Raw genomic sequence first — 25,550 nt, 5'->3', positions numbered from 1 at the left:
GATGATCTACCTGTGCCTCGGCGGGCTCCACATCAAGCTCCCCACGAAAACCTGAGGAGTAGCACGTATGTTCGAATCATGACCACGGCGACGGTGCGAGTGACGGAGGCGGTAGCGAATTTGCGTGCCGCCTTCGACGCGTTCGCCGCCACCGACCTCGAGTCGCTGAGCGGTGCCGAGTTGATCGCCGTCATGGACGAATACGAGATGTTGACCTGCCGGCTTCCCGCTCAGCGGCATCGTCTGCTGACGCAGTTGCAAGCCGAGACCACGGCCCGCGAGATGGGTGCGAAGTCCTGGAACGAGGTGCTGCGGATCCGGTGGCGGCTCTCGACTGCAGAGGCCGACCGGCGGCTGCATGAGGCCGCCGACCTGGGGCCGCGACGGTCGTTGACCGGCGAACCGCTGCCTCCGCTTCTGCCAGTGGTCGCAGTCGCCCAGGCGGCCGGGCTGATCACCGGCGAACACGTCAAGGTGGTACGTGCGGCGGTGCGGGACCTGCCCGGCTCGGTCAGTACCGCCGACCGAGAGAAGTTCGAGGTCGCCCTGGTGCGCGAGGCCGTCGGGGCGGGGCCCAAGGCACTCGCCGAGTCCGCGGCCGACCGGTTGTTCCTGCTCGATCAGGACGGCCCGGTGCCCGACGAGCGTGAGCGGCAACGCAAGCGTGGGGTGATCATCGGCAACCAACGCCGCGACGGGACCACACCGATCACCGGGAACCTCGATCCGGAAGCGATGGCGGTATGGGAACCCCTCTTCGCGAAGTTCGCCGCCCCCGGGATGTGCAACCCCGCCGATGACCGACCATGCACTCTCGGTACGCCCAGCCAGGATCAGATCGACCACGACCACCGCACCCAGGCCCAACGCCGGCACGATGCGATGATCGCCATCGGACGCATCGCCCTGATGTCCAACCCCGGTCAGCTCAACGGCCTACCGGTGGCGGTGATCATCCGCACCACCGTGCAGGAACTGCACTCGCTGGCCGGGATCGGCACCTCCGGCGGCGGCACGAAGATCCCGATCCGCGATGTCATCCGGATGGCCGGGCACGCCTCTCACCACCTGGCCATCTTCGACGGTGCCACCGGCGCGGCCCTGAACTACTTCCGCACTCGGCGCACCGCCAGCGCGGCGCAGCGGATCATGCTGATCGCCCGCGACGGGGGTTGCACCAAACCGTGCTGCACCAAGGGCCCGTACTTCTGCCAGGCACACCATGGAAAAGCCGATTTCGCCCGCGGTGGCAACACCAATGTCGATGACATGACGCTGGCGTGTGGCTGTGACAACCGGATGGTCGACGAGAATGGCGGCTACACGACGAAGTTCAACGCCCGCAACGAATGCGAATGGCATCCACCACCGGCACTGGAGCACGGCCAGGCCCGGGTCAACTACCACCACCGCCCGGAACTCCTCCGGCACCGGCCGCACGACGGTTCGGAATGGGCTGAACGCGTCGGGCAACTGGATCGACTGCTGTTTCCAGCCGAGTACCCGCCCGAGGATGCGTCCGAGGACAGGTGCGATGACGCCGGCTGGCCCGCAGACCCCGGCTGGCATGAAGACGATGGCTGGCATGAAGACGACGGCGACGACCTCACCGAGGAGAGGTTGCTCGAACAGTTCCGCGCAGTCACCGCCGATATCGACTTCTGGGAACTGGTCACCGGCGACCACCACCACGGCGGCACCGGTCTGCGCGGACCGTGACTCACCAGCCGTCGAGGTGGCCCTCGATATTCAGTCCGGCGGCCACCTCGACCAGCGCGGACGCCACGATGGAGGCCGGCACCCGGTCGAGCACCACGAGACCGATTGCCGGCTGGGCGCCGTGCTGCACCATCGGTCGTGCGGAAAATCCCTGCGGCAAGCCGAGAGTCGGCAACCAGGCCGTCGAGGCGATGGTCGCCCGGCCCGAACCGGTGAGATGCGCGTACAGCGCGTCGACCGAATCCGCCTCCACGGCCGGGCGATACTGCACTCCCTCGGCCGCCATGTTGGCGTCCAAGATCCGGCGATTGCGCATGGTGGTGGTCAGTACGCACAACTCCAACCTCGCGGCATCCACCCAGGCCACCTCTGGGGCCGCCACCAACGGATGGTCCGCGGGAGCAAGCAGCACATACCGTTCGCGATACAGCTCCACCGAACGGGTGCCCGGCGGTGCCTCGTCGTCGAGATACGTCAGGCCCGCGTCGATCTCGAAATCGGCCAATCGCCGCGCGATCTCCCGCGACGACAGCGCCTCGATGCGCACCGACGCCGCCGGGTTACGCACCAGGAACTCCGCGGAGATGAACGGGCTGACCGGCACGGCCGTCGGAATGGCCCCGATGCGGGCGGTGACGGTCAACCGACCGCGCATCCGGTCGATATCGGTGAGCATGTCATCGCGTTCGGCCACGATGCGCTGGGCCCAGGCCACCACCCGGCGCCCCTCTTCGGTGAATCCCTCGAAGCGGTGGCCGCGCTGGACGATGACGATGCCGAGGTCCTTCTCCAGCCGGCGGATGGCCACCGACAACGTCGGCTGACTCACGTGGCACCGCGCCGCCGCACGGCCGAAATGCCGCTCGGCGGCCAGCGCCAGCAGGTAGTCCAGATGCTGCAGCTGGATATCGTTACCCATCGATAGCAAGCGTCTATCACTGCATGTGAAATGGCAAATATGATCTGGCCTGCACCGGACGCGGCCGGGTCTAGGTTGGAGTCATGACCGATGTCGACGCCATGTACCACGAGGACGATCTGGTCGTCAGCTCCCCCAAGGACGAGGCCGCCGGCGTCAAGGCGGTGATGGTCAGCATGCATCGAGCCCTTGAGCAGATGGGCCCGCTGCGCACGGCGGCCACCCTGACCAGACTCAACCAGCGGCACGGCTTCGACTGCCCAGGATGCGCCTGGCCCGAGGAGCACGGCGGCCGCAAGGTCGCCGAGTTCTGCGAGAACGGCGCCAAGGCGGTCGCCGAGGAGGCCACCAAGCGGACCGTCACCGCCGACTTCTTCGCCAGGCACACCATCGCCGACCTGTCCGAGAAACCCGAGTACTGGCTGTCCCAGCAGGGCCGACTGACCGAACCGATGGTGTTGCGGCCGGGCGACGAGCATTACCGTCCGATCGGCTGGGACGAGGCCTACCGGCTGATCGCCGACGAGATGCGGGCCCTGGACAGCCCGCACGAAGCGGCGTTCTACACCTCAGGACGCACCAGCAACGAGGCCGCCTTCCTCTACCAGCTCCTGGTCCGCAGCTTCGGCACCAACAACCTGCCCGACTGTTCGAACATGTGCCACGAGTCGTCGGGCACCGCGTTGATCGATTCCATCGGTATCGGCAAGGGCTCGGTCACGGTCGAGGACCTCACCGTCGCCGACCTGATCGTCATCGCGGGCCAGAACCCGGGCACCAACCACCCGCGCATGCTCTCCATTCTGGAGAAGGCAAAGGCCAACGGCGCCAAGATCATCGCCGTCAACCCCCTCCCCGAGGCCGGGCTGATCCGGTTCAAGGATCCGCAGAAGGTGCGCGGCGTGGTGGGCGATGGTGTGCCCATCGCCGACGAGTTCGTGCAGATCCGCCTCGGAGGGGACATGGCACTGTTCGCGGGACTCGGCCGGTTGTTGTTCGAAGCCCAGGATGCGGCCGGTGACAGCGCACAGATCGTCGACCGGGACTTCATCGCCCAGCACACGTCCGGATTCGAGAGCTACGAGCGCCAAACCCGGGCGGTCGATCTGGACACCGTGCTGGCCGCCACGGGTATCGACCGCGCCCAACTCGAGAAGGTGGCCCGCATGATGGCCACCTCCCAGCGCATCATCGTGTGCTGGGCGATGGGTCTGACCCAGCACAAGCACGCCGTACCCTCGATTGCCGAGATCACCAATCTGCTGCTGATGCGCGGCATGATCGGTAAGCCCGGCGCGGGTCTGTGTCCGGTCCGCGGGCATTCCAACGTCCAGGGCGATCGCACCATGGGCATCTGGGAAAAGATGCCCGACTCGTTCCTGGATGCCCTCGACGCCCGTTTCGGCATCGTCAGCCCGCGTGAGCACGGTTATGACACCGTGGATGCCATTCGCGCCATGCGCGACGGCCGGGCCAAGGTGTTCATGGCGATGGGCGGTAACTTCGCCTCGGCCACCCCCGATACCGAGGTCACCGAGCACGCGTTGCGCAATTGCACGCTCACCGTGCAGGTTTCGACCAAACTGAATCGCAGCCACCTCGTGCACGGCCGGACCGCACTGATCCTGCCGTCGCTGGGCCGCACCGACCGCGATATCCAAGCCGGCGGCAAACAGCTTGTGTCGGTCGAGGATTCGATGTCGATGGTGCATCTCTCCCGCGGCAGCCTGCACCCACCCAGTGATCAGGTGCGCAGCGAGGTGTCCATCATCTGCCAGCTCGCCCAGACGCTGTTCGGGCCGGAGCATCCGGTGCCGTGGCGCACTTTCAACGCCGACTACGACACCATCCGCGACGCCATCGCCGCCGTCGTGCCCGGCTGTGAGGACTACAACCGCCGGGTCCGCCAACCGGACGGATTCCAACTCCCGCATCCGCCACGGGATTCCCGCGAGTTCCCGACGATCACCGGCAAGGCCAACTTCGCCACCTACCCGCTGGAATGGGTACCGGTGCCGCCCGGCCGTCTGGTCCTGCAGACCATGCGCAGCCACGACCAGTACAACACCACCATCTACGGTCTCGACGATCGTTACCGCGGCGTGAAGGGTGGCCGCCGAGTGGTGTTCGTCAACCCGGCCGATATCGCCGCCTTCGGCCTGACCGAGGGTGACACGGTCGACCTGGTGTCCGAGTTCGAGGGTCAGGAGCGCAGGGCCGAGTCGTTCCGTGTGGTCGCCTACGCCACTCCGGTCGGCAACGCGGCGGCGTACTACCCGGAGACCAATCCGCTGGTACCGCTGGACCACGTTGCGGCCCGGTCGAATACGCCGGTGTCCAAGGCGATCGTGGTGCGCCTGGAGAAGGTGTGCGTCCCGGCGACGGGAGGCGGCCATGGGTAGGGTCACCACCCGGGTGCGGGCCCAACACGTGACCGCCGGCGGCGCCGGCAATCCAGCCACCGCCGAGCGCGCGGTCGCCCGGCCCGAGACGCTGGCCGTCGAGGAGCCGCTGGAGATCAGGGTGAACGGGACCCCGCTGACGGTCACCATGCGCACACCGGGCTCCGATGTCGAACTGGCGCAGGGATTTCTGCTCACCGAGGGATTGATCGGCCGCCGTGCCGACATCGCCACCGTTCAGTACTGCAGCGGGGCGGGACCGGACGGGCTGAACACCTACAACGTGCTGGACGTGACGCTGGCACCCGGTGTCACGCTGCCGGATGTCGATGTCACCCGCAACTTCTACACGACCTCGTCGTGCGGTGTCTGCGGTAAGGCATCGCTGGAGGCGGTGCGGTTGAGCAGCAAGCATGGCCCCGGCGACGATCCGGTGACCGTCAGCACCGAAATGCTGGCAGCGCTGCCCGACCGGTTGCGCGCACGCCAGAAGGTGTTCGCCGCCACCGGCGGCCTGCACGGGGCGGCGCTGTTCGATACCGACGGCGAGCCGCTGGTGGTCCGCGAGGACATCGGGCGGCACAACGCCGTGGACAAGGTCATCGGCTGGGCGCTGGAAGCCGACCGGGTGCCGTTGACGGGCACCGTCCTGCTGGTCAGCGGTCGCGCCTCGTTCGAGTTGACCCAGAAAGCGGTGATGGCCGGTATCCCGGTGCTGGCCGCGGTGTCGGCCCCCTCCTCGCTGGCGGTGGATCTGGCCAGCCAGTCGGGTCTGACGCTGGTGGCGTTCCTGCGCGGGGATTCGATGAACATCTACACCCGGCCCGACCGGATCGTCTGATTCCGGGCCGCAAGCCCGACACACAAGGAGCCAAACACAAAAGCCCCCGCCGATCCGGCGGGGCCTTTTGTGTACGGCGTGCTAGGCGCTCTTGTCGCGACGTTCGCTGCGCGACGGCTTGCGCGGCACGATGGTCGGCAGCACGTTGTCCTGCACGGTCTCCTTGGTGACGACGACCTTGGCCACGTCATCGCGGCTCGGGATGTCGTACATCGCCGGCTGCAGGACCTCTTCCATGATGGCGCGCAGGCCACGGGCACCGGTGCCGCGGTGGATGGCCTGGTCGGCGATGGCGTCCAGGGCCTCCGGCGTCATCTCCAGTTCCACACCGTCCATCTCGAACAACCGGGTGTACTGCTTGACCAAGGCGTTCTTCGGGGTGGACAGGATCTGGACCAGCGACTCCTTGTCCAGGTTGGTCACCGAGGCGACGACCGGGAGACGGCCGATGAACTCGGGGATCAGACCGAACTTGATCAGGTCCTCGGGCATGACCTCGGCGAAGTGATCCTGGGTGTCGATCTCGGCCTTGGAGTGCACCTCGGCGCCGAAGCCCAGGCCACGCTTGCCGACCCGGTCGGAGACGATCTTCTCCAGGCCCGCGAACGCACCGGCCACGATGAACAGCACGTTGGTGGTGTCGATCTGGATGAACTCCTGGTGGGGGTGCTTGCGACCGCCCTGCGGGGGCACCGAGGCCTGGGTGCCCTCCAGGATCTTCAGCAGCGCCTGCTGCACACCCTCGCCGGAGACGTCGCGGGTGATCGACGGGTTCTCGCTCTTGCGGGCGATCTTGTCGACCTCGTCGATGTAGATGATCCCGGTCTCGGCACGCTTGACGTCATAGTCGGCGGCCTGGATCAGCTTGAGCAGAATGTTCTCGACATCCTCGCCGACATAACCGGCTTCCGTCAGTGCCGTCGCATCCGCGATGGCAAACGGGACGTTGAGCATCTTGGCCAAGGTCTGCGCCAGGTAGGTCTTACCGCAGCCGGTGGGGCCGAGCATGAGGATGTTGGACTTGGCCAACTCCACCGGCTCGGCACGCGAGTCGCGTGACTTCTCCTGCGCCTGGATGCGCTTGTAGTGGTTGTAGACCGCTACCGCGAGCGTCTTCTTGGCGGTGTCCTGACCGATGACGTAGCCCTCGAGGAACTCGCGGATCTCGGCAGGCTTGGGCAACTCATCGAGCTTGACGTCGTCGGCATCGGCCAACTCCTCCTCGATGATCTCGTTGCACAAGTCGATGCACTCGTCGCAGATGTAGACACCGGGCCCTGCGATGAGCTTCTTGACCTGCTTCTGGCTCTTTCCACAGAATGAGCACTTCAGCAGGTCTCCGCCATCTCCAATGCGCGCCATGTGGGAGGGTCCTACTTCCTGTTTGCAATCACTCAAAGGTGGGTTTCACCGGGTGTGAACCCGACGCTACCCGTTCGTTCCGTCACGGTGCGACCGAAGGGCCGAATCGCGTCGGTGGTATTTGTTCGCGTGCAGGAGAACATATCTCTCTTGTTGCCTTGCCACCCGGCGGCACGCGGACCGTGTCCCTGGCGTGTCGCCGTCGTTACTCCGATCGCGGTGGAAACAACCAGGTCGCGCCGTGCAGTGCGCCGCTGTCCACAATACCGTCGGCGGCAACTGGCAAACATCGGCAGTTCGCGGTCAGCGGGGCCCCAGCCCACCCGGACCCACCGGTCCCGGCCCGACAGGGCCCGGTCCCACCGGCCCCGGCCCCACCGGGCCGACGCCCACGGGACCGACCACGCCGCCGACACCTACCGGCCCGGCGGGTCCGACGACGGGGTTCACCCCGTAGGGCAGACACTCCACCACCGCCGGGTTCCAATATGTGCCCACCGGGCACACCGGCTCCTCGGCCTGGCCCACCGCCGGGTTGGCCAGTGTCATCCCCATCGCCGCGGCGATTCCCGCCATGCTCCATGCCAGCTTGTGCGCGCTCTTCACAGCCCACTCCCCTCGGTCTTCCCCGACCTGACGACAGCTTCGCATCACCGACGCGCGAGCGCATCCTTTTTGACGCAGACGTCAAGCAAGATCACCCGGGACAGCACACACCCCGGTCCGCGAGGCGAACCGGGGTGTGCGTGAAAGCTCTGATCAGGCGTTCTGGGCCGAGAGCTTGCGGTACTCCAGCACCGTGTCGATGATGCCGTAATCCTTGGCCTCGGCGGCCGTGAGGATCTTGTCCCGGTCGGTGTCCTTGCGGATGACCGCAGGATCCTTGCCGGTGTGCCGGGCCAGGGTGGAGTCCATCAGGCTGCGCATGCGCTCGATCTCGGCGGCCTGGATCTCCAGATCCGACACCTGACCCTGGATGGCCCCACCGACGGCGGGCTGATGGATCAGCACGCGGGCATTCGGCAGCGCCAGCCGCTTACCGGGGGTACCGGCGGCCAGCAGCACCGCGGCGGCCGAGGCGGCCTGCCCGAGGCAGACCGTCTGGATGTCGGCGCGGACGTACTGCATGGTGTCGTAGATCGCCATCAACGAGGTGAACGAGCCACCCGGGGAGTTGATGTACATGGTGATGTCGCGATCAGGATCGAGCGACTCGAGCACCAGCAACTGGGCCATGATGTCGTTGGCCGAGGCGTCGTCCACCTGCACGCCGAGGAAGATGATGCGCTCCTCGAACAGCTTGTTGTACGGGTTGGACTCCTTGACACCGAAGCTGGAGTGCTCGATGAACGACGGCAGGATGTAGCGCGATTGCATCGGGTTCATTTGATACCTGCTCCTGGTCCCTCGCCGTTGACGCTGACACTGGTGATGATGTGGTCGACGAAACCGTATTCCAGGGCCTCCGAGGAGGTGAACCAGCGGTCGCGATCGGCGTCGGTTTCCACCCGCTCCAGGGACTGACCGGTGAACTGGGCGTTGAGCCGGTTCATTTCCTTCTTGGTCAGTGCGAACTGCTCGGCCTGGATCGCGATGTCGGCGGCGCTACCACCGATACCTGCCGACGGCTGGTGCATCATGATCCGGGCGTGCGGCAGGGCGTACCGCTTACCCTTGGTGCCGGCGGCCAGCAGGAACTGACCCATCGACGCGGCAAGGCCCATCGCGTAGGTCGCGACATCGCACGGAGCCAGCACCATGGTGTCGTAGATGGCCATACCCGCGGTGACCGAGCCACCGGGTGAGTTGATGTAGAGGTGGATGTCCTTGGTGGGGTCCTCCGCGGCCAGCAGCAGAATCTGCGCGCACAACCGGTTGGCGATGTCGTCATCGACCTGGGTTCCCAGGAAGATGATCCGCTCGGCGAGCAGTCGCTCGTATACCGAATCGATGAGGTTGAGCCCCGACGTGCCACCACGCATGTCAGTCACGGCTGGATACCTGCTTTCTTCGAGTTGTCGTACTCGTTCACCGACATTAACGAACGCGCGGCGAAGAGCACGCCCCAACAGGCGCGCTTTCGCTCACAGCGTCACTCCGAGGAGTCGTCGCTCTTCTTGTCGGACTTTTTCTTGGCCTTCTTCTTATCCTTCTTCTCCGCCTTTTCGGCGGCAGCATCCTCGTCGGCAGCGGCCTCGGACTCGGACTCTGCGTCAGCGGCCGGAGCCTCGACAGCCACGTCCTCGGCCACCTCGACCTCGGCGGTCTCCTCGCCACCGGCCGGTCCGAAGAACTCGGCGGTGTCGACCACGTTGCCCTCGGAATCGGTGACCGTGGCGCCCTGCACGACGGCGGCGATGGTCAGGCCGCGGCGGACATCGGCGAACATCGCCGGCAGCTGGTTGTTCTGCTGCAGCACCTGAAGCAGCTGCTGCGGCTCGATGCCGTACTGCCGCGACATCAGCACCAGCCGCTCGGTCAGGTCGGCCTGGCCCACCTGGATGTCGAGCTTGTCGGCGACGGCGTCCATCAGCAGCTGGGTCTTGACGGCCTTCTCGGCCTCGTTGCGGGTGTTCGTGTCGAACTCCTCGCGGCTGCTGCCCTGCTCGGTGAGGCTCTCGTTGAACTTGTCCTCGTCGTGGTCGAGGCCGTGGATGGCGTTGTGCAGGGTGTCGTCGATCTGCGCCTGCACGATGGCCTCGGGCAGCGGCACCTCGACATCGGCGAGCAGCACCTCGAGCGCCTTGTCGCGGATCTGCTCGGCCTGCTGGATGCGCTTGACCCGCTTGACCTGCTCGACGAGGCTCTCCTTGAGCTCGTCGATGGTGTCGAATTCGCTTGCCAGCTGCGCGAACTCGTCGTCTGCCTCGGGCAGCTCGCGCTCCTTGACGGACTTGACGGTGACGGTGACCTCGGCCTCCTGGCCGGCGTGCGGGCCGGCGGCCAGCGTGGTCGTGAAGACCTTGGACTCACCGGTCTTGAGCCCGATGATCGCCTCGTCGAGGCCGTCGATGAGCTGGCCGGAACCGATCTCGTGGGACAGGCCCTCGGTGGCGGCCTCGGGCACCTCGGTGCCGTCGACGGTGGCCGACAGGTCGATGGAGACGAAGTCGCCGTCGGCGGCGGCGCGCTCGACACCGGTCAGGGTGCCGAAGCGGGCACGCAGATTCTGCAGTTCGGTGTCGACCTCGTCATCGGCGATCTCGATCGGGTCGACGGTGATCTTCAGCGCGGTCAGATCGGGCAGCTCGATCTCGGGGCGGATGTCGACCTCGGCGGTGAACACCAGCTCCTCGTTGTCCTCGAGCTTGGTGACCTCGATATCGGGCTGGCCGAGCGGCTGGATCTCCGCGGACGTGACGGCCTCGCTGTAGCGGCTGGGCAGCGCGTCGTTGACGACCTGCTCCAGGACCGCGCCGCGGCCGATGCGAGCCTCGAGCAGCTTGCGGGGGGCCTTGCCGGGACGGAATCCGGGCAGCCGCACCTGGCCGGCCAGCTGCTTGAACGCGCGGTCGAAGTCTGGCTCCAGCTCGGTGAAGGGCACCTCCACGTTGATCCGGACCCGGGTCGGGCTCAACTTTTCGACGGTGCTCTTCACTGCGTTACTCCTCGTAGATGGTTCGGTGTTGCTCGTACGGTCGGGGTGACAGGATTTGAACCTGCGGCCTTCCGCTCCCAAAGCGGATGCGCTACCAAGCTGCGCTACACCCCGTGCCTCTTCGTGCCTGTCTTCGGTCGACACGCACGCACGCCGACCACGCGAGATACTACGGGCATGTGTCGCGACGCCATCAATTGGATTTGATCGCGCCTTCGCTAGTACAGTCTCCGATGCACCGCATGCGGGCGTAGCTCAATGGTAGAGCCCTAGTCTTCCAAACTAGCTACGCGGGTTCGATTCCCGTCGCCCGCTCCATGCAACGCAGGTCAGGGCCATTTCGGAGTTTGCCAGCAAACCCGAGGTGGCCCTGATCCCGCATTTTCCCCGCACAATCACTTTTCAAGGCTGGTTGCTGGCCCACGACTCAAGCACCGCCCGCGTGTCCGGCCCGACTGTGACGCGCTCCACATAGTGCCCCTCGGTCGTCGCCAGCTGCGTGTGCGAGAGCTGACGTTGCGCCGCCTCCACGCCGAGCCCGTCCCGGACCACCGTGGCCACCGTGCGGCGGAAGCTATGCGGTGTCACCCACCGGAGATCCTCATGATCGGCCAGCGCCTCCCGCAGAGCCGACCTGATGTTGGTCAGGGCCACCAGGCCGCCGTCCCGGTTGGCCAGCACCGTGCCCTCCGGGCCGGTCACCGCGTACAGCTCTGTGAGCACCTCGACGCCGAACGTCGGCAAGCTGACGGTGTGTGCTGGAGCGCCGCCTTTGCGTGAGTCCTGGCGATGCAGAGGCTTCCCAGCGACCCTGCCCGAGTCAACCACCGTCCCGGTCACCGTGACGGTTGGCGGCGTGCCGAGCAGGTCGACGTCCTCCCAGCGGATCGCCAGCACCTCCCCCGGCCGCGCCCCGGTGGCCGCGAGCAGCTCCACAAACGCTGGGAGCATCCGCCCGCGCCGCGGCCCCGGCCCCTTGCGGTTGCAGAACGCCGCGACGGCCGCGCGCACCCTCTCGAATTCCATCGTCGTGAGCGCGCGGGCCGGCTTCCGCTCGGCCTTATTGGTCCGGGTCTCCCGGATCGGATTGTGCGCGATCACGTCGAACCTGACGGCCAGCGAGTACATGCCCGAGAGGATGACGCGCATGTAGGTCGCCGGCGCTGGCAGCAGCGCCTTCAGGTAGGCATCCGCTCGGCTCGTCGACAGCTCTCCCACCCTCAACGCGCCGAGCTGACCGTCACCGTGCAGCCGCCAAGTGTCGCGGTAGAGCGTGGCGGTGCGCTCGCCGATGCCGTTCTCTGCGACCTTGGCCGGCAACCACACCTCGAACAGCTCGGTCAGCGTAGTGCGCTGATTGATCGCGCCCGTGGGCTGCCCGGCGGCAAGCTCAGCCTGGATCCGACGTTTCAGCTCCCGCCGCGCATCCTCGGCCGACTTCCGTGACGACGCCTCACGCTCACGCAGCTTTCCATTGTGCAGCCGAACATAGGTTGTGGCACAAAATAACTCGCCGCGTCGTCCCACGGTAATCTTGCCGTGCTCGCCCGGCGCCATCCGCTGCCTAGGCATGATCCCTCAGCACAGCACCGGGAATCCGACCAAGGTCCGCCTCAAGTTGACTGAGCTTGTCCTCAGCGCTGATCAGCTCGTCCATCGACATGCCCCGTTTCTCGGCCTGAGATGCGGTCTCGCCCTTTGCTATTCCTGCCCGCTCGATCATCCTTTCAATGTGGCGGTCTAGCCGCTCGTGACGGTGCCGAACTTCAGCTAACTCCCTGGATTTGAGGAGCAGTCGGGCGCCATCCGAACCACCCGACCTCTCCTCACCCGCAAACCGGCGGACTGCGTCAATCGACGAAATCGACTCACCAGGAACAACTTCCACCATGCCATCCGGAAGCTCCGGATACAGGAGAGCAATCGGCGGCACATCCAGCGCGGCCGCAATGACAATCAGTTCCGCGATGCTCAAGACGCTGCCGCGATGTCCGGAATCTAGCTTCGCAATCACCGTCGGCGACACCCTGTAGCCAAGTTCAGCCGTTCGAGCACTTAGCCATGCCGCCGACTTCCCTCCCCGGGCTTGTTTCATCGCCTTGCCTATGCGCTCAACAAGCTCGCTTGCCCAGCGCTGACCCGAATCTTCATTCGCCATGCGACGAGTATGACGGACTTTCTTGCGTCTGTAGAAGATCGTGTTAGTCTCGTCGCCAAGCGAAGATCAAACCGATAGATCTTCGTTACACGAAGGAATCGAGGGGATGAAAGCAATCGCCGAACCACAACCGGACGACGATGACCGACTCAGTCAACTTTGGCCGGTAGAAGCAGTGATGGCCCGGCTGTCAGTTGGCAAGTCGACCGTCTTCGCACTGATCACGAGCGGGGAGCTGCGCAGCGTCAAGGTGGGTCGACGCCGACTGATTTCCGAGGCCGCCATCCGAGAGTTCATCCAGAAGGTCGACAACGGGGGCAGCGCCGCCTGATGTGGCCACAAGAGACTCACGCCGATCTGGGGCTGGTCGACGACGACCACACCCCGGATATGCGAATGGCGCCGGTTGCAGCCGACGCCATTCCGAACGAACAACCCCCCAGCACATATCGGAAGGAAGTTCAGCACCAATGATGACACAGAGCACGAACACTGACCACGACCTGTTGGCCGAAGTCTCGACCCCGGACGGTGTGACCGCGGGCCCGTGGCGCACCGACAGCCAGGGCCATCTCGAACGTGACTTGTCCGACGGGCGCATCCAGCGCGGAAACGGTGATATCGCCGAAGCGGCGGCTGGCGATGCATGCAGAATCCGCGTCGGCACGGTTACAAGCTGGCACGAAGTGGCAACCCACCTGACGCCCACGCAGAACACTTTCCTGCGTGACTCGGAGTCCCGCGGCGCCGAACCCGAAGATTTGGCAGAATACGCCCGCGGGCTGGCAGAACAGAATGTGCGCGACGCTGCGGTATTCGGCGATCTACCTGTGCCGCCGGATGCCACGGCCGTGTACACGTCCAACCAAATGCCTGACGGTCGATACTCCCGTGATTTCGTCGGAGCTCGACGCAGGATAGGGCTGTTGTGCCTCAGCGTCGAAGGCACCCAGTTCGATGACGGTGCTGTCCGCCGCCGGCTGCATATAGGCTTCGACAGCACCGACGGATCAGAACCCGAGTTTGACAGTCATCAGGTGCATCAGCTGATTTTGGTGCTCGGCCAGCTCGCTAGCGCCATTGAGCAGACGCAATGAGCGCGAAGGAAACTCCCGAGGTCAGTAGAGTCCGACAGCGCGCGTACCGGCTCAACCTGCGACTGATCAAGAGTGGCGAGGCGGTGCAGCTTCGCGACCAGGACGGCACGATAAAGCACAGCGGCAGCCTCGCCAGTGCAGACGCCTACATGGAACGCATCAGGTCATGGCAACGCGGGGGCAGTGTTCCGAAAAGCGTTCCAGTCGAATGGGTCCCATTGATAGACGGATACCTGAAGGAACAAGACGCTGCAGGCTTCTCGCAGAGCACTGTCAAACTACGACGCGAACAGCTCGGCAACATGGCCCGCGAGATCGGCGTTACTCCCGATAACGCCACTCGCCAAACCCTTACAGCGTGGCTCGCCCGGCATCGCGAGTGGAAACCTGAGACCCGCCGCAGCATGTTCAGCACACTCAAGAGCTTCTGCATCTGGGCAAGTGACAACGGGTGGTTTGCGACCAATCCAGCAGCAGAACTTCCGAAAGTGCGATTACCGCCGCCAGCAGCGCGGCCTGCACCCGACGACATATGGCACACATCGATCGCCCGGGCCCGCGGTAACCCCAGGGTCACACTTCTGCTGCGGTTGGCGAGCGAAGTCGGCCTGCGCCGAGCTGAGGCCGCCCGTGTCAGCACAGACGATCTGATGGGCGGCCTCGGCCGAGCGCAACTGCTGGTGCACGGCAAAGGCGGGAAGAAACGCGTCGTTCCGATCAGCGATTCGCTCGCCGCTGCGATCGCAGCAGGCGCTGCTGGACACACAACAGGGGCACCTTCGACCGGCTGGCTGTTCCCCGGGTCCAAACCGGATGCTCACCTGACACCAAAGCAGGTGGGCGACCTCATCCGGACAGTGATGCCCGAGGGCTGGAGTATGCACACTCTGCGGCATCGGTTCGCCACCCGCGCGTACCGCGGCAGTCGCAACATCCGGGCTGTGCAAACGCTTCTCGGACACGCTTCGGTGGCCACGACGGAACGGTACACCGCGGTCGATGACGACGAGGTCCGGGCCGCTATGTTGTCCGCGTCCGACTGGGGGGACGTCTCCGACTCGTGAACGACCAAGAGACCGAGGCGCTGCGCGGAAACCTTGCCGTTGTGACGGCCACATGAGTGGTCAGCTCGTCGGTGAGGTGATTGCTGCGTCGGACAGCCTGCGCGCACGTGGGCTGTCCGAGCGCGGCTTTCACGCACTGATCGCTATCGCAGAGAAGGCAGGCACCGAGAGCCGTCAGGGTTCGGTCCGCTGGGACCACATCCGGGCGGTGCTCTACGGTGCGTCGCAGCGCACCGCCGAGCGTGCTATCGCAGACCTGAAGAACGCCGGGCTGATCCGCGTGGTCAGGGTCGGGTTCAACAACAACCACGGCCGTGCGGCGGCGCCGATATACGAGATCCAGCAAACAACCGATTCCGCCACTCAGGTGTCGGCATCGCTTGCCGACGATACCGACACCCAGATGGCGGAATCGACCCGCACCGATGCCGACACCCAGATGGCGGAATCGCCTGACACCCATACCGATACCCACGAGGCGAACGCCCGATACCGACAAAACGGGGACCGATACCGACAAAACGGGGACCGATACCGACACCCAGATGTCGTACTTGACGTTTCTATTGACGGTTCTATTGACGAAAAGAAGGGGTTACGTTTCAGGGGTACGTCACCAGGCGGCGGCAGCTGCGCGCCGACCGCCGGCGGCTACGACATCGCCGACATGACGATCGAGTGCCCGCACTGCCACGCGCCCGCACACCATCCGTGCAAACAGGAAACCGGCGAACCCAAACAGCTCCCGTGCATGCGACGCTGGCGATCCGAGCGAGTCGCCGCGATATGAGCACCACCACGATCTGCAGGCGCGCCTACGCCGGCGCACTCACCGATGCGTGTCCGCAGTGCAAGGCACCAGCTGGCGAGTACTGCACCCGCCTCGATGACTTCGGGCACCGCCACCTGCGCAGGATTCCGTGCCTGCATCGCATCCATCCGTCGCTCGTCGACGTCGACGAGCACCATGACGAGCCCGTCGACTTCACCGAGCCCCGACGGCCACCGAACGAGGGCGGGAGACTCCCCTGACTCAGCTGACCGCTGTAGAGCGTTTTGAGTGGCTGGATCGTGTTCTCGGGCACTGCGACCTGACCGCGACTCAAAAACTCGTCCTGGTGGCGCTGGAGACCTACACCGACGATCTGGGGATGAACGCGAGGCCTGGAACGTGGACCTTGGCGCAAATATGCCGGGTCGGGCCCCGCGCCGTGGACGGAGCACTGGCCGCCGGCCGCCGCCACCAGCTGATCGAACAGACCGCCCGTGCCAACCCTCGCCGCCACCTGATGGCCGAGTACCAGCTGACGCTCCCACGACCCGCGCCCCCGCGCAGATAGACGAGGTCCAACACGAATAGCCATGCAGATAAAACACTTTTAGACCGCACCGCCACGCGCATTGAAATGGGGTTGCATTTGAGCTGCGACCCCCATGACCAAGGGTGTCGGTTCGACAGACACCCTTCGCGACTCGCCAGCGCGTCGCTTAACAATCCCGCCGCCGTGCTGACCGGCTGGTCTTGGTCGGATCTGAAATCCGACCAAGCCGAACTCTTCGAAAGGGAACGACATGCCTCACGACCCACAAGCACTGACCCACGCTGACTTCCAGCGCGCGGCCACCCTGATCAAGTTCGCCGCCGAGATCGATCGCGCCGGTATCAACTTCGTGTTCAACGAGGCCGGCCGCGAGAACCGCTCAGCGCAGCTGCTGCTGGCCACGATCGACGGCTACCGGGTCATCACCCGCGAGCTGCGCTCCGAGAGCGCGTTGCCCGCGGTCGACGAGATGATCCGCGGCGCGGTCACTACCGCACCGGATCCGGATATGCGCCTGGCCGCCGCGGCGGTCGTCGCCCGCGCCGACAGCGATACCGACGCGCTCAACGCCGTCATGATCAAGGCGAACAAGTCAGGCCGCCCAGCCGAGCTCGTCGCGGCCCTCATGGGGATGTACGCCACCCTGCTGCCCGAGCTGGTCACCGACCACTGCACGGCGAATCTGGCGACCTGGCCGGCCCGCATCGCGGGACACAGCGGCGGCGCGTGATTGATCATGCCGCCGAAATCGCCTATGGTTTCGGGTAGCTCGGTATCCGCAGCACGCCAGGCCCCGCACGTCGCGGCCCACCTGGACAGCCCCGGTCACCATGCACCCGTCAGCGCGTATCCGCCTGTTCACGGTCTGGTGATCCTTTGAGCGAAACACTCACGCATTCAGCTGTTCTCACAGTCGGCGAAGGCCCCACAGTGAGCGGTCTCCTCGTCCCCTACGACCACACCGCCATCCGCGGCTGCTTTGCCCGCACGATCGCTGAGCGGGCGACCAAGGTTCGGCTACTCGCCGACCTCGGCAAGGCACGTCCTGTCGTGCTCGGTGAAGGCGCCCAGCTGCGGGAGACTGACGAAGGCCTGCATGCGACGTTCACTGTGCCCGAGGCGCTTTCCGCGGCCCTCGACACGGCCACCGACTGGCCGGTCACGGTCCGCACCCAACGCGTCGGCGCCAGCGAGTTCAAGCTAATCGACATACGCCTGGGCCTCCCAGGTCAGTCACCGGCCCGCTCCCAACCAGCCGCGAGCACTACCGAACGCCGCATCTCCGCCGATACCGCCCGCCGCCGGTTGGCCCTGCTGGACCTGGAGCGCGCATGAGAACCCTAGTGCGCAACAACCTCTGCCGATCGCTGCCGTTCACCGCGGTCCGCACTGCGGGTGACACCGGTGACGCCGACAACGACGATGGCCGCAACTTCCAGGGCTACGGCGCCATGTTCAACACCCCCACCCGGATCGACTCCTGGGAGGGCACATTCGACGAGCAGATCGCGCCCGGCGCGTTCCGCAAGTCGCTGCGCGAGCTGGCCCCGAAATTCCAATTCGACCACGGCCGGCACTCACTGTTCGGCTCACTGCCCTGCGGAGTGATCACCGACATTCACGAAGACGAACGTGGCCTGTACGTCGCAGCGCGGATGGCCGCGGCCGCGCTGTGGGAACCACTGCGCGAGGCCATCGCCTCCGGCGCCGTCGACGGTATGAGTTTCCGGTTCTCCGTGGTCCGGGAGGAGTGGCGCGACACCAAGGGCAAGCTCGTCCAGCCCGAGGACGTCAAGCGGATCCTGTACAACGGCGAGCAGCCCGAACGCGCACCCCTGCTACGCACCCTCAAAGAGGTCCGCATGGCTGAAGTCGGCCCGGTCGTCTGGCCGGCCTACAGCAGCACCAGCGCAACTCTGCGCGCCCACCAATCTGGCAGCACTATCACCAGCTCCACAGCCCGACGCCGCCTCAAACTGCTCTCCCTGGAAAGGAACTGACTCCACCATGACCATCCGCCTCGAGACCCGCCCCGACGCTCTGGAACGACAGATCGCCGACGCCCGCAAGGAAGCCCGCACGCTGCTCGACCGCGCCGGGGGTGCCGACCTCACCGGCGCCGAGGCCGAACGCTTCGACGAACTCACCGAGCTCATCGAGGCTGGAAACCGTCAACTGGAGGGCATCGATCGCAACTTCGCCGCCATCCGCGACGCTGCGAGCGACCTGCGCTTCTTCCCCGGCAGCACCGGCGGCGGTGACAGCACCCGAGACGACGGAGACCAGCGTGGCCGAGCAGGTGGTGCCCGCCTCCGACACCGCGACCCCTGGGACACCAGCCACCTGACGCGCATGGGTGTGTTCGGCCGCGACGAGGAATCGATCGGCAAGGAGCTGCACGAACGTGCCCTCGACGCTGTCGAGGACATGCCCCAGGCCACCGACAAGGTCCGGGAAGCGGCAACCCGGTTCATTGAGCGCGACGACCCCGACCTTGGCAGTCCGACAGCACAGCTGGTGCTGGCCACCACCAGCCCGCAGTACATGCGGTCGTTCATCAAGATCATCCGCGCCAAGGGCAACATGGCAGCGCTGCGCGCCGAAGACCAGGAGATGCTGGCCCGCGCGATGTCGCTGGTCGACCTCAATGGCGGCTTCGCCGTGCCGTTCCAGCTCGACCCGTCGGTCATCCTGACCGCCGACGGTTCGGTGAATCAGGTCCGTGAGATCGCTCGCGTGGTCCAAGCCACAGGCGACGTCTGGCATGGCCTCTCCTCGACTGGGGTGTTCGGCTCGTGGGACGGTGAAGGCGAAGAGGTCTCCGACGATTCCCCGACGCTGGAACAGCCCGCGATCCCGGTGCACAAGTACCAGGCGTTCGTGCCGCTTTCGCATGAGCTGCAGATGGACGCCCCCGGGCTGGCCGACGACATCGCCCGAATGCTGGCCGACGACAAGGACACCAAGGAATCCATCGCGCACGTCACCGGGACAGGCGTGGGCCAGCCGACCGGCATCATCACCGCGCTGGCCGGAACCGCCTCGGTGAGGCCGGCCATCACGGCCGACACCCTGACCGCTCAGGATGTGTACGACCTCGATAGCGCGCTGCCGCAGCGCTATGCCGCCAACGGTTCCTGGCTGGCGCACCGCAAGACCTACAACGCCTTGCGCCAGTTCGATCAGGGCGGCGGCAACGCACTGTGGGGCCAGCTCGCCGACGGCCGGAAGTCCGAGCTGCTCGGCCGGCCCAACTACATTGCCGAGGCGATGAAGAGCACCATCGCCGCCGGCCAGACCAACCACATGTTGGTGTTCGGAAACTTCCGCAACTACGTCATCGCGGATCGTTTGGGCGCCACCATGTCCTACATCCCCCACCTGTTCGGACCCAACGGTCGTCCCACCGGCAAGTCCGGCTGGCACGCCTGGTTCCGCAGCGGCGCTGACAGCGTGAACGACGCAGCCTTCCGCGTTCTGGATTGCTAACGACTGCAACAGGTGTCGCGGTGGGGTGCGCCTGACGCACCCCACCGTTAGGGCACCGAGTGACTTGTCAGCCATCGAGCCGATAGGAGGTAGCGATCTTGGCGATCCATGTGGACGTCTTTACCCGGCTCAACGAGCGGCGGGTGAGACAGGACGCCAGGACCCTTGTCGACGAGTTCGATAGCGCAGGCGAGCGAGCCGGTAAGAACTTCGGTGAGAACCTTTCCGCCGGCATCGAACGTTCGGCACCACGTGCGGAGCGGGCGGCCGCCCGGATGGAGCGGTCGACTGATCGTGTCGCGGACTCGCTCGGGCGGGTCAACGTCGAGCAGGCGAAATACGATGAGCTGAGCAAGAAGTCGACTGCATCTGATCGGCAAAAGATCCAGCAGGCCGAGGCTTTGGCGAAGGCTCACCGCGCCTACGCGGCTTCCGTCCGGGACGCAGCCAGAGCCACACAAGAGCACCTCCGGATCCAGCGCAGCGCCGAGAGTAGTTCGTCGATTGGTGGCGACGGCCCTGCATCGTCGTTGCGCAATACGACGACCGCCATGGCGGCGCTCGGTGGGGCTGCGCGCTCACCGGCGGCGATCGCGGCCGTCGCGCCGGTTCTGCTGCAGATCGGTAGCGCCGCCGTTGCGGCTACCGGCTCACTGCTAGTGCTGCCGGGCGTTCTCGGTGCGGTCGGTGCGGCGTTCGGTTCGCTGAAGCTGGCTACCTCGGGGTTCTTCGACGCCATCGAGAACGTCAACGACCCAGAGAAGTTCGCCGAGTCGCTGCGATCGCTGTCGCCGAACGCGCAGCAGGCCGCACTCTCGATTCAGTCGTTGATGCCCGCCCTGACCGAGCTGAAGACTGCCACCCAAGATGCGCTGTTCGCCGACATCGGACCCGGGCTCGAACGGCTGACGACGGCCATGCTGCCGCAGATTCAACAGCTCACCACGACTGTCGCAGCGTCGTTCAATCAGATGTTCGACGGTGTCAGCAACACTCTGTTGTCGAATCCCGTTCTCACCGGGCAGATCACGCAGAACTTCGGGCAGGCCTTCCAAAACCTGACTCCGGCCGCGGCTTCACTGACGCAGGCACTGACCTCCCTTATCGCCGTGGGCAGCACCTTCCTGCCCGATCTCGCCCGCGGGGCATCGGAAGCCGCGGCGGGGTTCGCCGACATGATCGAGGAGTCCGCCCGCAGCGGTGAGCTGCAGGCCACGATCCGCGACGGCATCACCATCGTCGGCATGCTGATCGACGCGACCAAGTCGGCCGGCGAGATGTTCGGCGCACTGGCCACCGACGGCGTGGCCGCGATGGCTGACATAAAGCTCAGCGTCGAAGCCGTGTCGACCGTCATCCGGATCGCCAGCGGTGACCTGGAGGCATGGGGTGATGTCTTCCCGACCATCGGCAAGATGGCGGCCGGGACTTTCGCAGACATCGGCAATTCCATTGACACGCACGTGCTCGGGCCACTGCGGTGGGTCGTAGACACGCTCAACGAGCTCCCCGGGGTAAGTCTGCCGGAGATACCGGACTTCCAGTTCACCAACGAGGGCTTCTCGGCTCGTAGCAGTTCACCGATACCGGGAACCAACACCCCCGGCTTCGCCGGCACGCCAGCTCTCGGCGGCGAAGACAACGCTTCTCGACGGCGCCGCGGGCTCGCTCCAGTGGAGACCGGAGAAGAAGCTGCGCGTCGTCGCGTGGCTGGCCTGCCTCCGGCTGGTCGATTCTTGCCGTCCGGACAGCCCGGCGGGTGGTGGCCCGGTCTCGGGGTGAACGGCCAACCGGGTGGCGGGTTCTACACAATCGGCCAAGAGGGATACCGCGCTGGCATGGCGCCGGACTGGCGGACGGCAGGCAGCGGCGGCGGGAGTGGTCCGCGCCTGCCCGACGCCCCGGTGCTGCCCTACGAGCCGCGCACCAGCACCGCGCCCACGGCAGCGTTGTTCTCCGCTGAGAACTCGCTCTACGACGCACAGCACACGCTGGCCGAGAAGCGCGCGCGGCTCACCCAGCTCGAGTCCACCTCCACCGCGACGGCCGAGGACGTCCAGGACGCGCGCAACGATGTCCGAGAGGCCGAGCAGGCCGAGCACGAAGCGCAGCTGCGGTTGAACGAGGCGCGGATGTCTGCGACCGAGAAGGGCATCAAGCAGCTCAACTCGGCTTCCGACCAACTCGGTGACGTCGGCGCGAAACTGGACCGCGACTTCGGACTGTCCCGCGGGCTGCCCGGGCTCGCGGAGAACCTGATCAAGTTCGTGGCCAGTCTGGCTGCGGCGGGCCCGATGGCTCAGCTCGGCGCGATCGCTGCGGCCTCCCCGTCCCAAGGTGGCTACGGCGCGATGGGGATCCTCGGTGCCCAGGGCGCGTTCGGGGATCGATTCACCGGCATCGACCCGCAGCGGATGTACGGCGGCGGCTACGGGCCGTCGGGGATCGGTCCGGCCGCGATCGGTGGCGGCATGGGATATGGGGCCTACCCCGGAGACGCTGCGCTGCTGGCCAACGTGCCGTCAGGTCGCTACACCCAGGAAGAACGCGGGGATCTCACTCAGGGCCTGGCCGACTGTTCCAGTGCCGTTGAGGACCTGGTCAACATGCTCGACGGGCGGCCCACCGGTGGGGCGTCGATGACGACCTACAACGCCGACGAGTGGCTGCAGTCCCGCGGGTTCCTGCCTGGCATGGGCGGACCGGGCGACATGCGCGTCGGGTTCAACCCCGAGCACATGCAGGCCACACTGCCTGGCGGAACGCCCTTCAACTGGGGTTCCAAGGAGGCCGCGGCCCGCGGGGGCGTCGGCGGCACCGGTGCATACGACCCGTCATTCACGTCGCATTACTACCGGCCGGCCACCGGCGGCGTGCCGTCACTGACCCCCCGCCCGGCATTGGCACCGAGCCCGTCACTGTCCACCAGCGGTGTGCCGTCGTCGGCCGCGCTCAACAGCGACCCCGCGCTGACCAACCCGGCACTCACCCCCGATCGTCCCGCCAGTGGCCCTGCGGCCCTGCCGCCTCTCGGATCGGTGCCCAGCAGCGGGGGCCCTCTCAGCACCGGGATGCCGCAGTCCCCGTTCCTCGGGGCACCGGCCGGCCCTGGCGCCGGTGAAGGAGCAGGCGCCACACCAATTGGTGGGCTCGCCCCGCCCGGCGGATCCGGCGGTGGCGGCGCGGTCGGACTTACCGGCGGCGGCGCGATCGGTCTCGGCATGCAGGCCGGCGGCATGGCCCTCGACGTCATGGCGCCAGGTGCCGGGCAGGCCGCGCAAACCGTTGTCAAGCTCGGCTCCCGCGCCATCGAGTTCGGATCTCAGGTGGGCGGCATCGCGGCCAGCGGCGCGATGGAAACCCTTCTGCCGACCGGTGGTTCGGAGCTGGCCAACAACAACTGGGCAACCAAGCTCGCCGGTGGCTTCGCCGGCATGGGCCCGGCGTTGCCGAACACCGCTGGGGGAAAGTCCGCCGCCCAGCTGGCCGGCCAGCCCGGGCAGAACGACCAGAACGCACCGAACGAAACGAACAACAACTACGACGTCAAGATCGACGCTGCCGCAAGGGATTCCGGAGGACTCATGCGCGACTTCGAGTACCACACCACCGCGGCCGCAGCCGCCCCCGGAATGTGAGGCAAGCAGACGATGAACTGCGAGCCGTGCACACTCCACTCCGCTGGCGAAGCACAGCATGCCGACAGAATCGAACAGATCCGCGCTCAGCGGCTCCTACTGGCCGTGCTCAACGGCGTCGACGACGTCGCCGAACTGATCGCCGCCGAGCTGCGTACATGCCAACCCTGCTCGGGACGGCTCGCCAGCATCTACCTCGGACTAAGCATCGCCACCGTTGTCCACATCCACGGCAGCCGCGACGCCGCGGCGCGAGCTATCGAGCACACCCTCGCCGAGGACCTCGACGCACATACCCGACGCAACGGCAGCTGACCTCGTGGTGCGCAACACTTCAATCCTCGACGGCAGCATTCGTTTGCTGATAGCAACGCTATGTTTGCTGGATCGCGCCGGCACCCCCGGGGGGCGGGTCAAGATCGCGGGGAACGCCCAGGCGGCAAGACCCGTCGGGGGCAGTCGTCTTTCGCGGAGAGTCGTTGACCTGCACATGTGCACTCCCGCTTGGGTGACCAACTGTTTGCTGCGTGTTTGCTGGATGGGTTGCTGATGCGGTATGGCGAAGGCTCATAATCGCACGACCTACAACCAAGGTTGCCGCTGTGACGTGTGCGTACAGGCGAACTCCGACTACCGCAAGCAACGCCGCATGCGGAAGAACGGCGACGTTGCTGAACGGAAACCGAAGCGGCTGGCCGTGGTCAAAAATGTGCAACCCGATGTGCACACAAAAGTGCACATTTCCGGCGAGCCCACACCGGACTCGCCAGAGCCCGCCGAATGGTCCGTCGAGGCCGAAGTCCGCGCCCAGCTGGCGGAGCTTTCCGCCACCACCACACGCCGCGGCGAAGTTGCTGCCGCGATCGCGATGGCCCGCCTGCTCGACAACCCACGTGCGATCGCGCAGCACCCCGCCGCCACGGGCCGCCTTGTCGAGATCATCGAGCGTCTACGCAAGGGCTCCGATCGAAAAACCGGCAAGCTCGCCGCCGTTCGCAAGATGACCCGCGGCACGGACGGCGCACCTAACGTTGATGGCCATGGGCAAGCACAGTAGGCACCGAGCCGCGGCCGGCCTGGATCCGCTAGTGGCTCTGCCCGGCGGTGACCAGGCGTTCGAGCTGGTCGACGATGGCCCCGTGTTGGCCGGCACGCTGCGTCAGCTCGCCGGCAGAATCATCGACTGCAACGACTGGGCCGACATCCGATTGAACGCGCAGATCATGGACACGCCCGAAGCCCGCGTCCAGGCCCCCAACGCCGCCGCTACGCTGCGCGAGTTGTTCGACCGCTATCACCCCGTGTGAACGGACTTTCCGGTGGGGATGATGAGAAGGGTTGCGACTTCCTCCTCCTTGCCGGCCTCCCGGAGCTTCTCGGAAACGCTCTGAACCCACGCGGTCACGTTGGCAGCCATGAGTTCCTTCATGGCTGGGTTCTCGATGAGATAGTCGACTGTCGACGCGGTGACGGAGTCGGGAATCGCTGCACGCGCCTGTTCGATCACCTTGGACTGAATCCCCGCGATTACCGGCAGGGCCGTGCAAGCTCGGGAGGCCTCGGCAATTACCGAAGACATGTCGGCCACCGCCGCGGGCGCCACAGCGGTCTTCGATGCCAGCTTGTAGATCAACAGCTGGTTCACCGAAACCCCCTGCTCGGCCGCCTCGATGGCGAGCTTGCGGTGCTGGGCCGGGCTGGTGCGAAACGACAGGTTGCCGCTGTAGCGCCGCTCGGTGAGCGGCTTAGGCGGGGTTTCACCGCTCTTGTCCATGTCGGCGAGGATTCCGTCGACCAGCTCGGCGGCGCCGGCGACGGCCTCAGCCGCGGTGGGTGCCAGCCAGGACAGGCTTGGAAACTCCGCGACGAGGCCGACGTACTCGTCGTCCTCGGCCGACCATTCGGCTCGGTAGGTGTAGTGGTTCGACATGGGCCTTTCCT

The 25,550-nt window shown here is 66.0% G+C and carries 26 protein-coding genes and 2 tRNA genes; 18 read left to right on the top strand and 10 right to left on the bottom strand.

Features of this window, described 5'->3' with window-relative positions; all coding sequences use genetic code 11:
* Nucleotides 1-78 precede the first annotated feature (78 nt).
* A complete protein-coding gene (locus tag G154_RS24485) occupies nt 79-1,719 on the top strand; it encodes an HNH endonuclease signature motif containing protein (protein WP_019511803.1) in 1,641 nt (546 codons plus the stop codon).
* 1 nt (nt 1,720) lies between these two features.
* On the opposite strand, the gene G154_RS24480 is transcribed toward G154_RS24485, so the two are convergent.
* Complete coding sequence (locus G154_RS24480; RefSeq protein ID WP_019511802.1) at nt 1,721-2,638, bottom strand: LysR family transcriptional regulator; 918 nt, start codon at nt 2,636-2,638, stop codon at nt 1,721-1,723.
* An 83-nt stretch (nt 2,639-2,721) separates the two neighbouring features.
* On the opposite strand from G154_RS24480, the gene G154_RS24475 reads away from it, so the two are divergent.
* Together G154_RS24475 and fdhD are read left to right on the top strand one after the other, a co-directional pair.
* Entirely contained in the window at nt 2,722-5,040 is a 2,319-nt protein-coding gene (locus tag G154_RS24475; protein ID WP_019511801.1) for an FdhF/YdeP family oxidoreductase, read from the top strand.
* Complete coding sequence (fdhD, locus tag G154_RS24470; protein WP_019511800.1) at nt 5,033-5,881, top strand: formate dehydrogenase accessory sulfurtransferase FdhD; 849 nt, start codon at nt 5,033-5,035, stop codon at nt 5,879-5,881. The genes G154_RS24475 and fdhD overlap by 8 nt, the downstream gene beginning before the upstream one ends.
* 81 nt (nt 5,882-5,962) lie before the next feature.
* Here the strand turns inward: fdhD and clpX are convergent, their stop codons facing one another.
* The 6 genes from clpX to G154_RS24440 all read right to left on the bottom strand — a co-directional run bounded on the left by clpX (nt 5,963) and on the right by G154_RS24440 (nt 10,955).
* Nucleotides 5,963-7,243, bottom strand: coding sequence for an ATP-dependent Clp protease ATP-binding subunit ClpX (clpX, locus tag G154_RS24465; RefSeq protein ID WP_019511799.1), 1,281 nt, complete (start codon nt 7,241-7,243; stop codon nt 5,963-5,965).
* Nucleotides 7,244-7,546: 303 nt separating this feature from the next.
* A complete protein-coding gene (locus tag G154_RS26905) occupies nt 7,547-7,849 on the bottom strand; it encodes a hypothetical protein (protein WP_019511798.1) in 303 nt (100 codons plus the stop codon).
* A gap of 153 nt (nt 7,850-8,002) precedes the next feature.
* The gene (locus G154_RS24455; protein ID WP_019511797.1) at nt 8,003-8,629 is read right to left on the bottom strand and encodes an ATP-dependent Clp protease proteolytic subunit; all 627 of its coding nucleotides are present in this window, start codon (nt 8,627-8,629) and stop codon (nt 8,003-8,005) included.
* A complete protein-coding gene (locus G154_RS24450) occupies nt 8,626-9,225 on the bottom strand; it encodes an ATP-dependent Clp protease proteolytic subunit (RefSeq protein ID WP_019511796.1) in 600 nt (199 codons plus the stop codon). The genes G154_RS24455 and G154_RS24450 overlap by 4 nt, the downstream gene beginning before the upstream one ends.
* A gap of 110 nt (nt 9,226-9,335) precedes the next feature.
* Entirely contained in the window at nt 9,336-10,841 is a 1,506-nt protein-coding gene (gene tig / locus G154_RS24445) for a trigger factor (protein ID WP_019511795.1), read from the bottom strand.
* A gap of 40 nt (nt 10,842-10,881) precedes the next feature.
* Nucleotides 10,882-10,955, bottom strand: a tRNA-Pro gene (locus G154_RS24440).
* A 130-nt stretch (nt 10,956-11,085) separates the two neighbouring features.
* On the opposite strand from G154_RS24440, the gene G154_RS24435 reads away from it, so the two are divergent.
* Nucleotides 11,086-11,159 (top strand) — tRNA-Gly (locus G154_RS24435).
* Nucleotides 11,160-11,243: 84 nt separating this feature from the next.
* Here the strand turns inward: G154_RS24435 and G154_RS24430 are convergent.
* Together G154_RS24430 and G154_RS24425 are read right to left on the bottom strand one after the other, a co-directional pair.
* Nucleotides 11,244-12,413 carry a tyrosine-type recombinase/integrase gene (locus G154_RS24430; protein WP_019511794.1) on the bottom strand — a complete coding sequence of 390 codons (1,170 nt, stop codon included), beginning with the start codon at nt 12,411-12,413 and terminating at the stop codon, nt 11,244-11,246.
* Complete coding sequence (locus G154_RS24425; protein ID WP_023986053.1) at nt 12,406-12,999, bottom strand: hypothetical protein; 594 nt, start codon at nt 12,997-12,999, stop codon at nt 12,406-12,408. Before G154_RS24425 ends, G154_RS24430 begins: the two co-directional genes overlap by 8 nt.
* 178 nt (nt 13,000-13,177) lie before the next feature.
* Between G154_RS24425 and G154_RS25700 the strand changes: the two genes are divergently transcribed.
* The 14 genes from G154_RS25700 to G154_RS24360 all read left to right on the top strand — a co-directional run bounded on the left by G154_RS25700 (nt 13,178) and on the right by G154_RS24360 (nt 24,916).
* The gene (locus G154_RS25700; protein WP_200879133.1) at nt 13,178-13,330 is read left to right on the top strand and encodes an excisionase family DNA-binding protein; all 153 of its coding nucleotides are present in this window, start codon (nt 13,178-13,180) and stop codon (nt 13,328-13,330) included.
* A gap of 139 nt (nt 13,331-13,469) precedes the next feature.
* Nucleotides 13,470-14,096 (top strand): hypothetical protein, encoded by a 627-nt coding sequence (locus G154_RS24420; RefSeq protein ID WP_019511790.1) that lies wholly within the window; start codon nt 13,470-13,472, stop codon nt 14,094-14,096.
* Entirely contained in the window at nt 14,093-15,160 is a 1,068-nt protein-coding gene (locus G154_RS24415; RefSeq protein WP_045546677.1) for a tyrosine-type recombinase/integrase, read from the top strand. The genes G154_RS24420 and G154_RS24415 overlap by 4 nt, the downstream gene beginning before the upstream one ends.
* Before the next feature lie 52 nt (nt 15,161-15,212).
* Nucleotides 15,213-15,950, top strand: a complete 738-nt coding sequence (locus G154_RS24410) for a hypothetical protein (RefSeq protein WP_019511788.1) — start codon at nt 15,213-15,215, stop codon at nt 15,948-15,950.
* Entirely contained in the window at nt 15,947-16,192 is a 246-nt protein-coding gene (locus G154_RS24405) for a hypothetical protein (RefSeq protein WP_019511787.1), read from the top strand. The genes G154_RS24410 and G154_RS24405 overlap by 4 nt, the downstream gene beginning before the upstream one ends.
* Nucleotides 16,193-16,278: 86 nt before the next feature.
* Nucleotides 16,279-16,500, top strand: coding sequence for a hypothetical protein (locus tag G154_RS24400; RefSeq protein WP_019511786.1), 222 nt, complete (start codon nt 16,279-16,281; stop codon nt 16,498-16,500).
* Between the two features lie 232 nt (nt 16,501-16,732).
* Nucleotides 16,733-17,212: a hypothetical protein gene (locus G154_RS24395; protein ID WP_019511785.1), complete on the top strand. Its 480-nt coding sequence runs from the start codon at nt 16,733-16,735 to the stop codon at nt 17,210-17,212.
* Nucleotides 17,213-17,412: 200 nt separating this feature from the next.
* Nucleotides 17,413-17,817, top strand: coding sequence for a hypothetical protein (locus tag G154_RS24390; RefSeq protein ID WP_019511784.1), 405 nt, complete (start codon nt 17,413-17,415; stop codon nt 17,815-17,817).
* Complete coding sequence (locus G154_RS24385; RefSeq protein WP_081650094.1) at nt 17,814-18,482, top strand: HK97 family phage prohead protease; 669 nt, start codon at nt 17,814-17,816, stop codon at nt 18,480-18,482. Before G154_RS24390 ends, G154_RS24385 begins: the two co-directional genes overlap by 4 nt.
* Before the next feature lie 7 nt (nt 18,483-18,489).
* Complete coding sequence (locus tag G154_RS24380; protein ID WP_019511782.1) at nt 18,490-19,971, top strand: phage major capsid protein; 1,482 nt, start codon at nt 18,490-18,492, stop codon at nt 19,969-19,971.
* A 98-nt stretch (nt 19,972-20,069) separates the two neighbouring features.
* A complete protein-coding gene (locus G154_RS25695; RefSeq protein WP_131701354.1) occupies nt 20,070-23,609 on the top strand; it encodes a hypothetical protein in 3,540 nt (1,179 codons plus the stop codon).
* Nucleotides 23,610-23,621: 12 nt separating this feature from the next.
* Entirely contained in the window at nt 23,622-23,924 is a 303-nt protein-coding gene (locus G154_RS24370; protein ID WP_019511780.1) for a hypothetical protein, read from the top strand.
* A gap of 241 nt (nt 23,925-24,165) precedes the next feature.
* Nucleotides 24,166-24,666 carry a hypothetical protein gene (locus G154_RS27230; protein ID WP_234713172.1) on the top strand — a complete coding sequence of 167 codons (501 nt, stop codon included), beginning with the start codon at nt 24,166-24,168 and terminating at the stop codon, nt 24,664-24,666.
* Complete coding sequence (locus G154_RS24360; RefSeq protein WP_019511778.1) at nt 24,650-24,916, top strand: hypothetical protein; 267 nt, start codon at nt 24,650-24,652, stop codon at nt 24,914-24,916. The genes G154_RS27230 and G154_RS24360 overlap by 17 nt, the downstream gene beginning before the upstream one ends.
* On the opposite strand, the gene G154_RS27435 is transcribed toward G154_RS24360, so the two are convergent.
* Nucleotides 24,904-25,539 carry a type II toxin-antitoxin system HicB family antitoxin gene (locus G154_RS27435; protein WP_019511777.1) on the bottom strand — a complete coding sequence of 212 codons (636 nt, stop codon included), beginning with the start codon at nt 25,537-25,539 and terminating at the stop codon, nt 24,904-24,906. The genes G154_RS24360 and G154_RS27435 overlap by 13 nt on opposite strands.
* Nucleotides 25,540-25,550 lie beyond the last annotated feature (11 nt).

It is taken from the genome of Mycobacterium sp. VKM Ac-1816D (assembly GCF_000416385.1).
GTDB lineage: Bacteria > Actinomycetota > Actinomycetes > Mycobacteriales > Mycobacteriaceae > Mycobacterium > Mycobacterium neoaurum_A.
Note: the sequence above shows the minus strand (reverse complement) of the source record. Positions and strands in the feature narration are given on the sequence as shown.

What these genes read in the sequence shown, in the direction of transcription:
- G154_RS24405 (WP_019511787.1), top strand. Translation starts at nt 15,947, where the DNA reads ATGAGCACCACCACGATCTGCAGGCGCGCCTACGCCGGCGCACTCACC.
- G154_RS24430 (WP_019511794.1), bottom strand. Translation starts at nt 12,413, where the DNA reads ATGCCTAGGCAGCGGATGGCGCCGGGCGAGCACGGCAAGATTACCGTG.
- G154_RS24450 (WP_019511796.1), bottom strand. Translation starts at nt 9,225, where the DNA reads ATGCGTGGTGGCACGTCGGGGCTCAACCTCATCGATTCGGTATACGAG.
- G154_RS24485 (WP_019511803.1), top strand. Translation starts at nt 79, where the DNA reads ATGACCACGGCGACGGTGCGAGTGACGGAGGCGGTAGCGAATTTGCGT.
- fdhD (WP_019511800.1), top strand. Translation starts at nt 5,033, where the DNA reads ATGGGTAGGGTCACCACCCGGGTGCGGGCCCAACACGTGACCGCCGGC.
- G154_RS24360 (WP_019511778.1), top strand. Translation starts at nt 24,650, where the DNA reads ATGGGCAAGCACAGTAGGCACCGAGCCGCGGCCGGCCTGGATCCGCTA.
- G154_RS24395 (WP_019511785.1), top strand. Translation starts at nt 16,733, where the DNA reads ATGCCTCACGACCCACAAGCACTGACCCACGCTGACTTCCAGCGCGCG.
- G154_RS24480 (WP_019511802.1), bottom strand. Translation starts at nt 2,638, where the DNA reads ATGGGTAACGATATCCAGCTGCAGCATCTGGACTACCTGCTGGCGCTG.
- G154_RS24410 (WP_019511788.1), top strand. Translation starts at nt 15,213, where the DNA reads ATGAGTGGTCAGCTCGTCGGTGAGGTGATTGCTGCGTCGGACAGCCTG.
- G154_RS24380 (WP_019511782.1), top strand. Translation starts at nt 18,490, where the DNA reads ATGACCATCCGCCTCGAGACCCGCCCCGACGCTCTGGAACGACAGATC.
- G154_RS24425 (WP_023986053.1), bottom strand. Translation starts at nt 12,999, where the DNA reads ATGGCGAATGAAGATTCGGGTCAGCGCTGGGCAAGCGAGCTTGTTGAG.
- G154_RS25700 (WP_200879133.1), top strand. Translation starts at nt 13,178, where the DNA reads ATGGCCCGGCTGTCAGTTGGCAAGTCGACCGTCTTCGCACTGATCACG.
- G154_RS24415 (WP_045546677.1), top strand. Translation starts at nt 14,093, where the DNA reads ATGAGCGCGAAGGAAACTCCCGAGGTCAGTAGAGTCCGACAGCGCGCG.
- G154_RS24370 (WP_019511780.1), top strand. Translation starts at nt 23,622, where the DNA reads ATGAACTGCGAGCCGTGCACACTCCACTCCGCTGGCGAAGCACAGCAT.
- G154_RS27230 (WP_234713172.1), top strand. Translation starts at nt 24,166, where the DNA reads ATGGCGAAGGCTCATAATCGCACGACCTACAACCAAGGTTGCCGCTGT.
- G154_RS24420 (WP_019511790.1), top strand. Translation starts at nt 13,470, where the DNA reads ATGATGACACAGAGCACGAACACTGACCACGACCTGTTGGCCGAAGTC.
- G154_RS24385 (WP_081650094.1), top strand. Translation starts at nt 17,814, where the DNA reads ATGAGAACCCTAGTGCGCAACAACCTCTGCCGATCGCTGCCGTTCACC.
- G154_RS24455 (WP_019511797.1), bottom strand. Translation starts at nt 8,629, where the DNA reads ATGAACCCGATGCAATCGCGCTACATCCTGCCGTCGTTCATCGAGCAC.
- G154_RS27435 (WP_019511777.1), bottom strand. Translation starts at nt 25,539, where the DNA reads ATGTCGAACCACTACACCTACCGAGCCGAATGGTCGGCCGAGGACGAC.
- clpX (WP_019511799.1), bottom strand. Translation starts at nt 7,243, where the DNA reads ATGGCGCGCATTGGAGATGGCGGAGACCTGCTGAAGTGCTCATTCTGT.
- G154_RS24475 (WP_019511801.1), top strand. Translation starts at nt 2,722, where the DNA reads ATGACCGATGTCGACGCCATGTACCACGAGGACGATCTGGTCGTCAGC.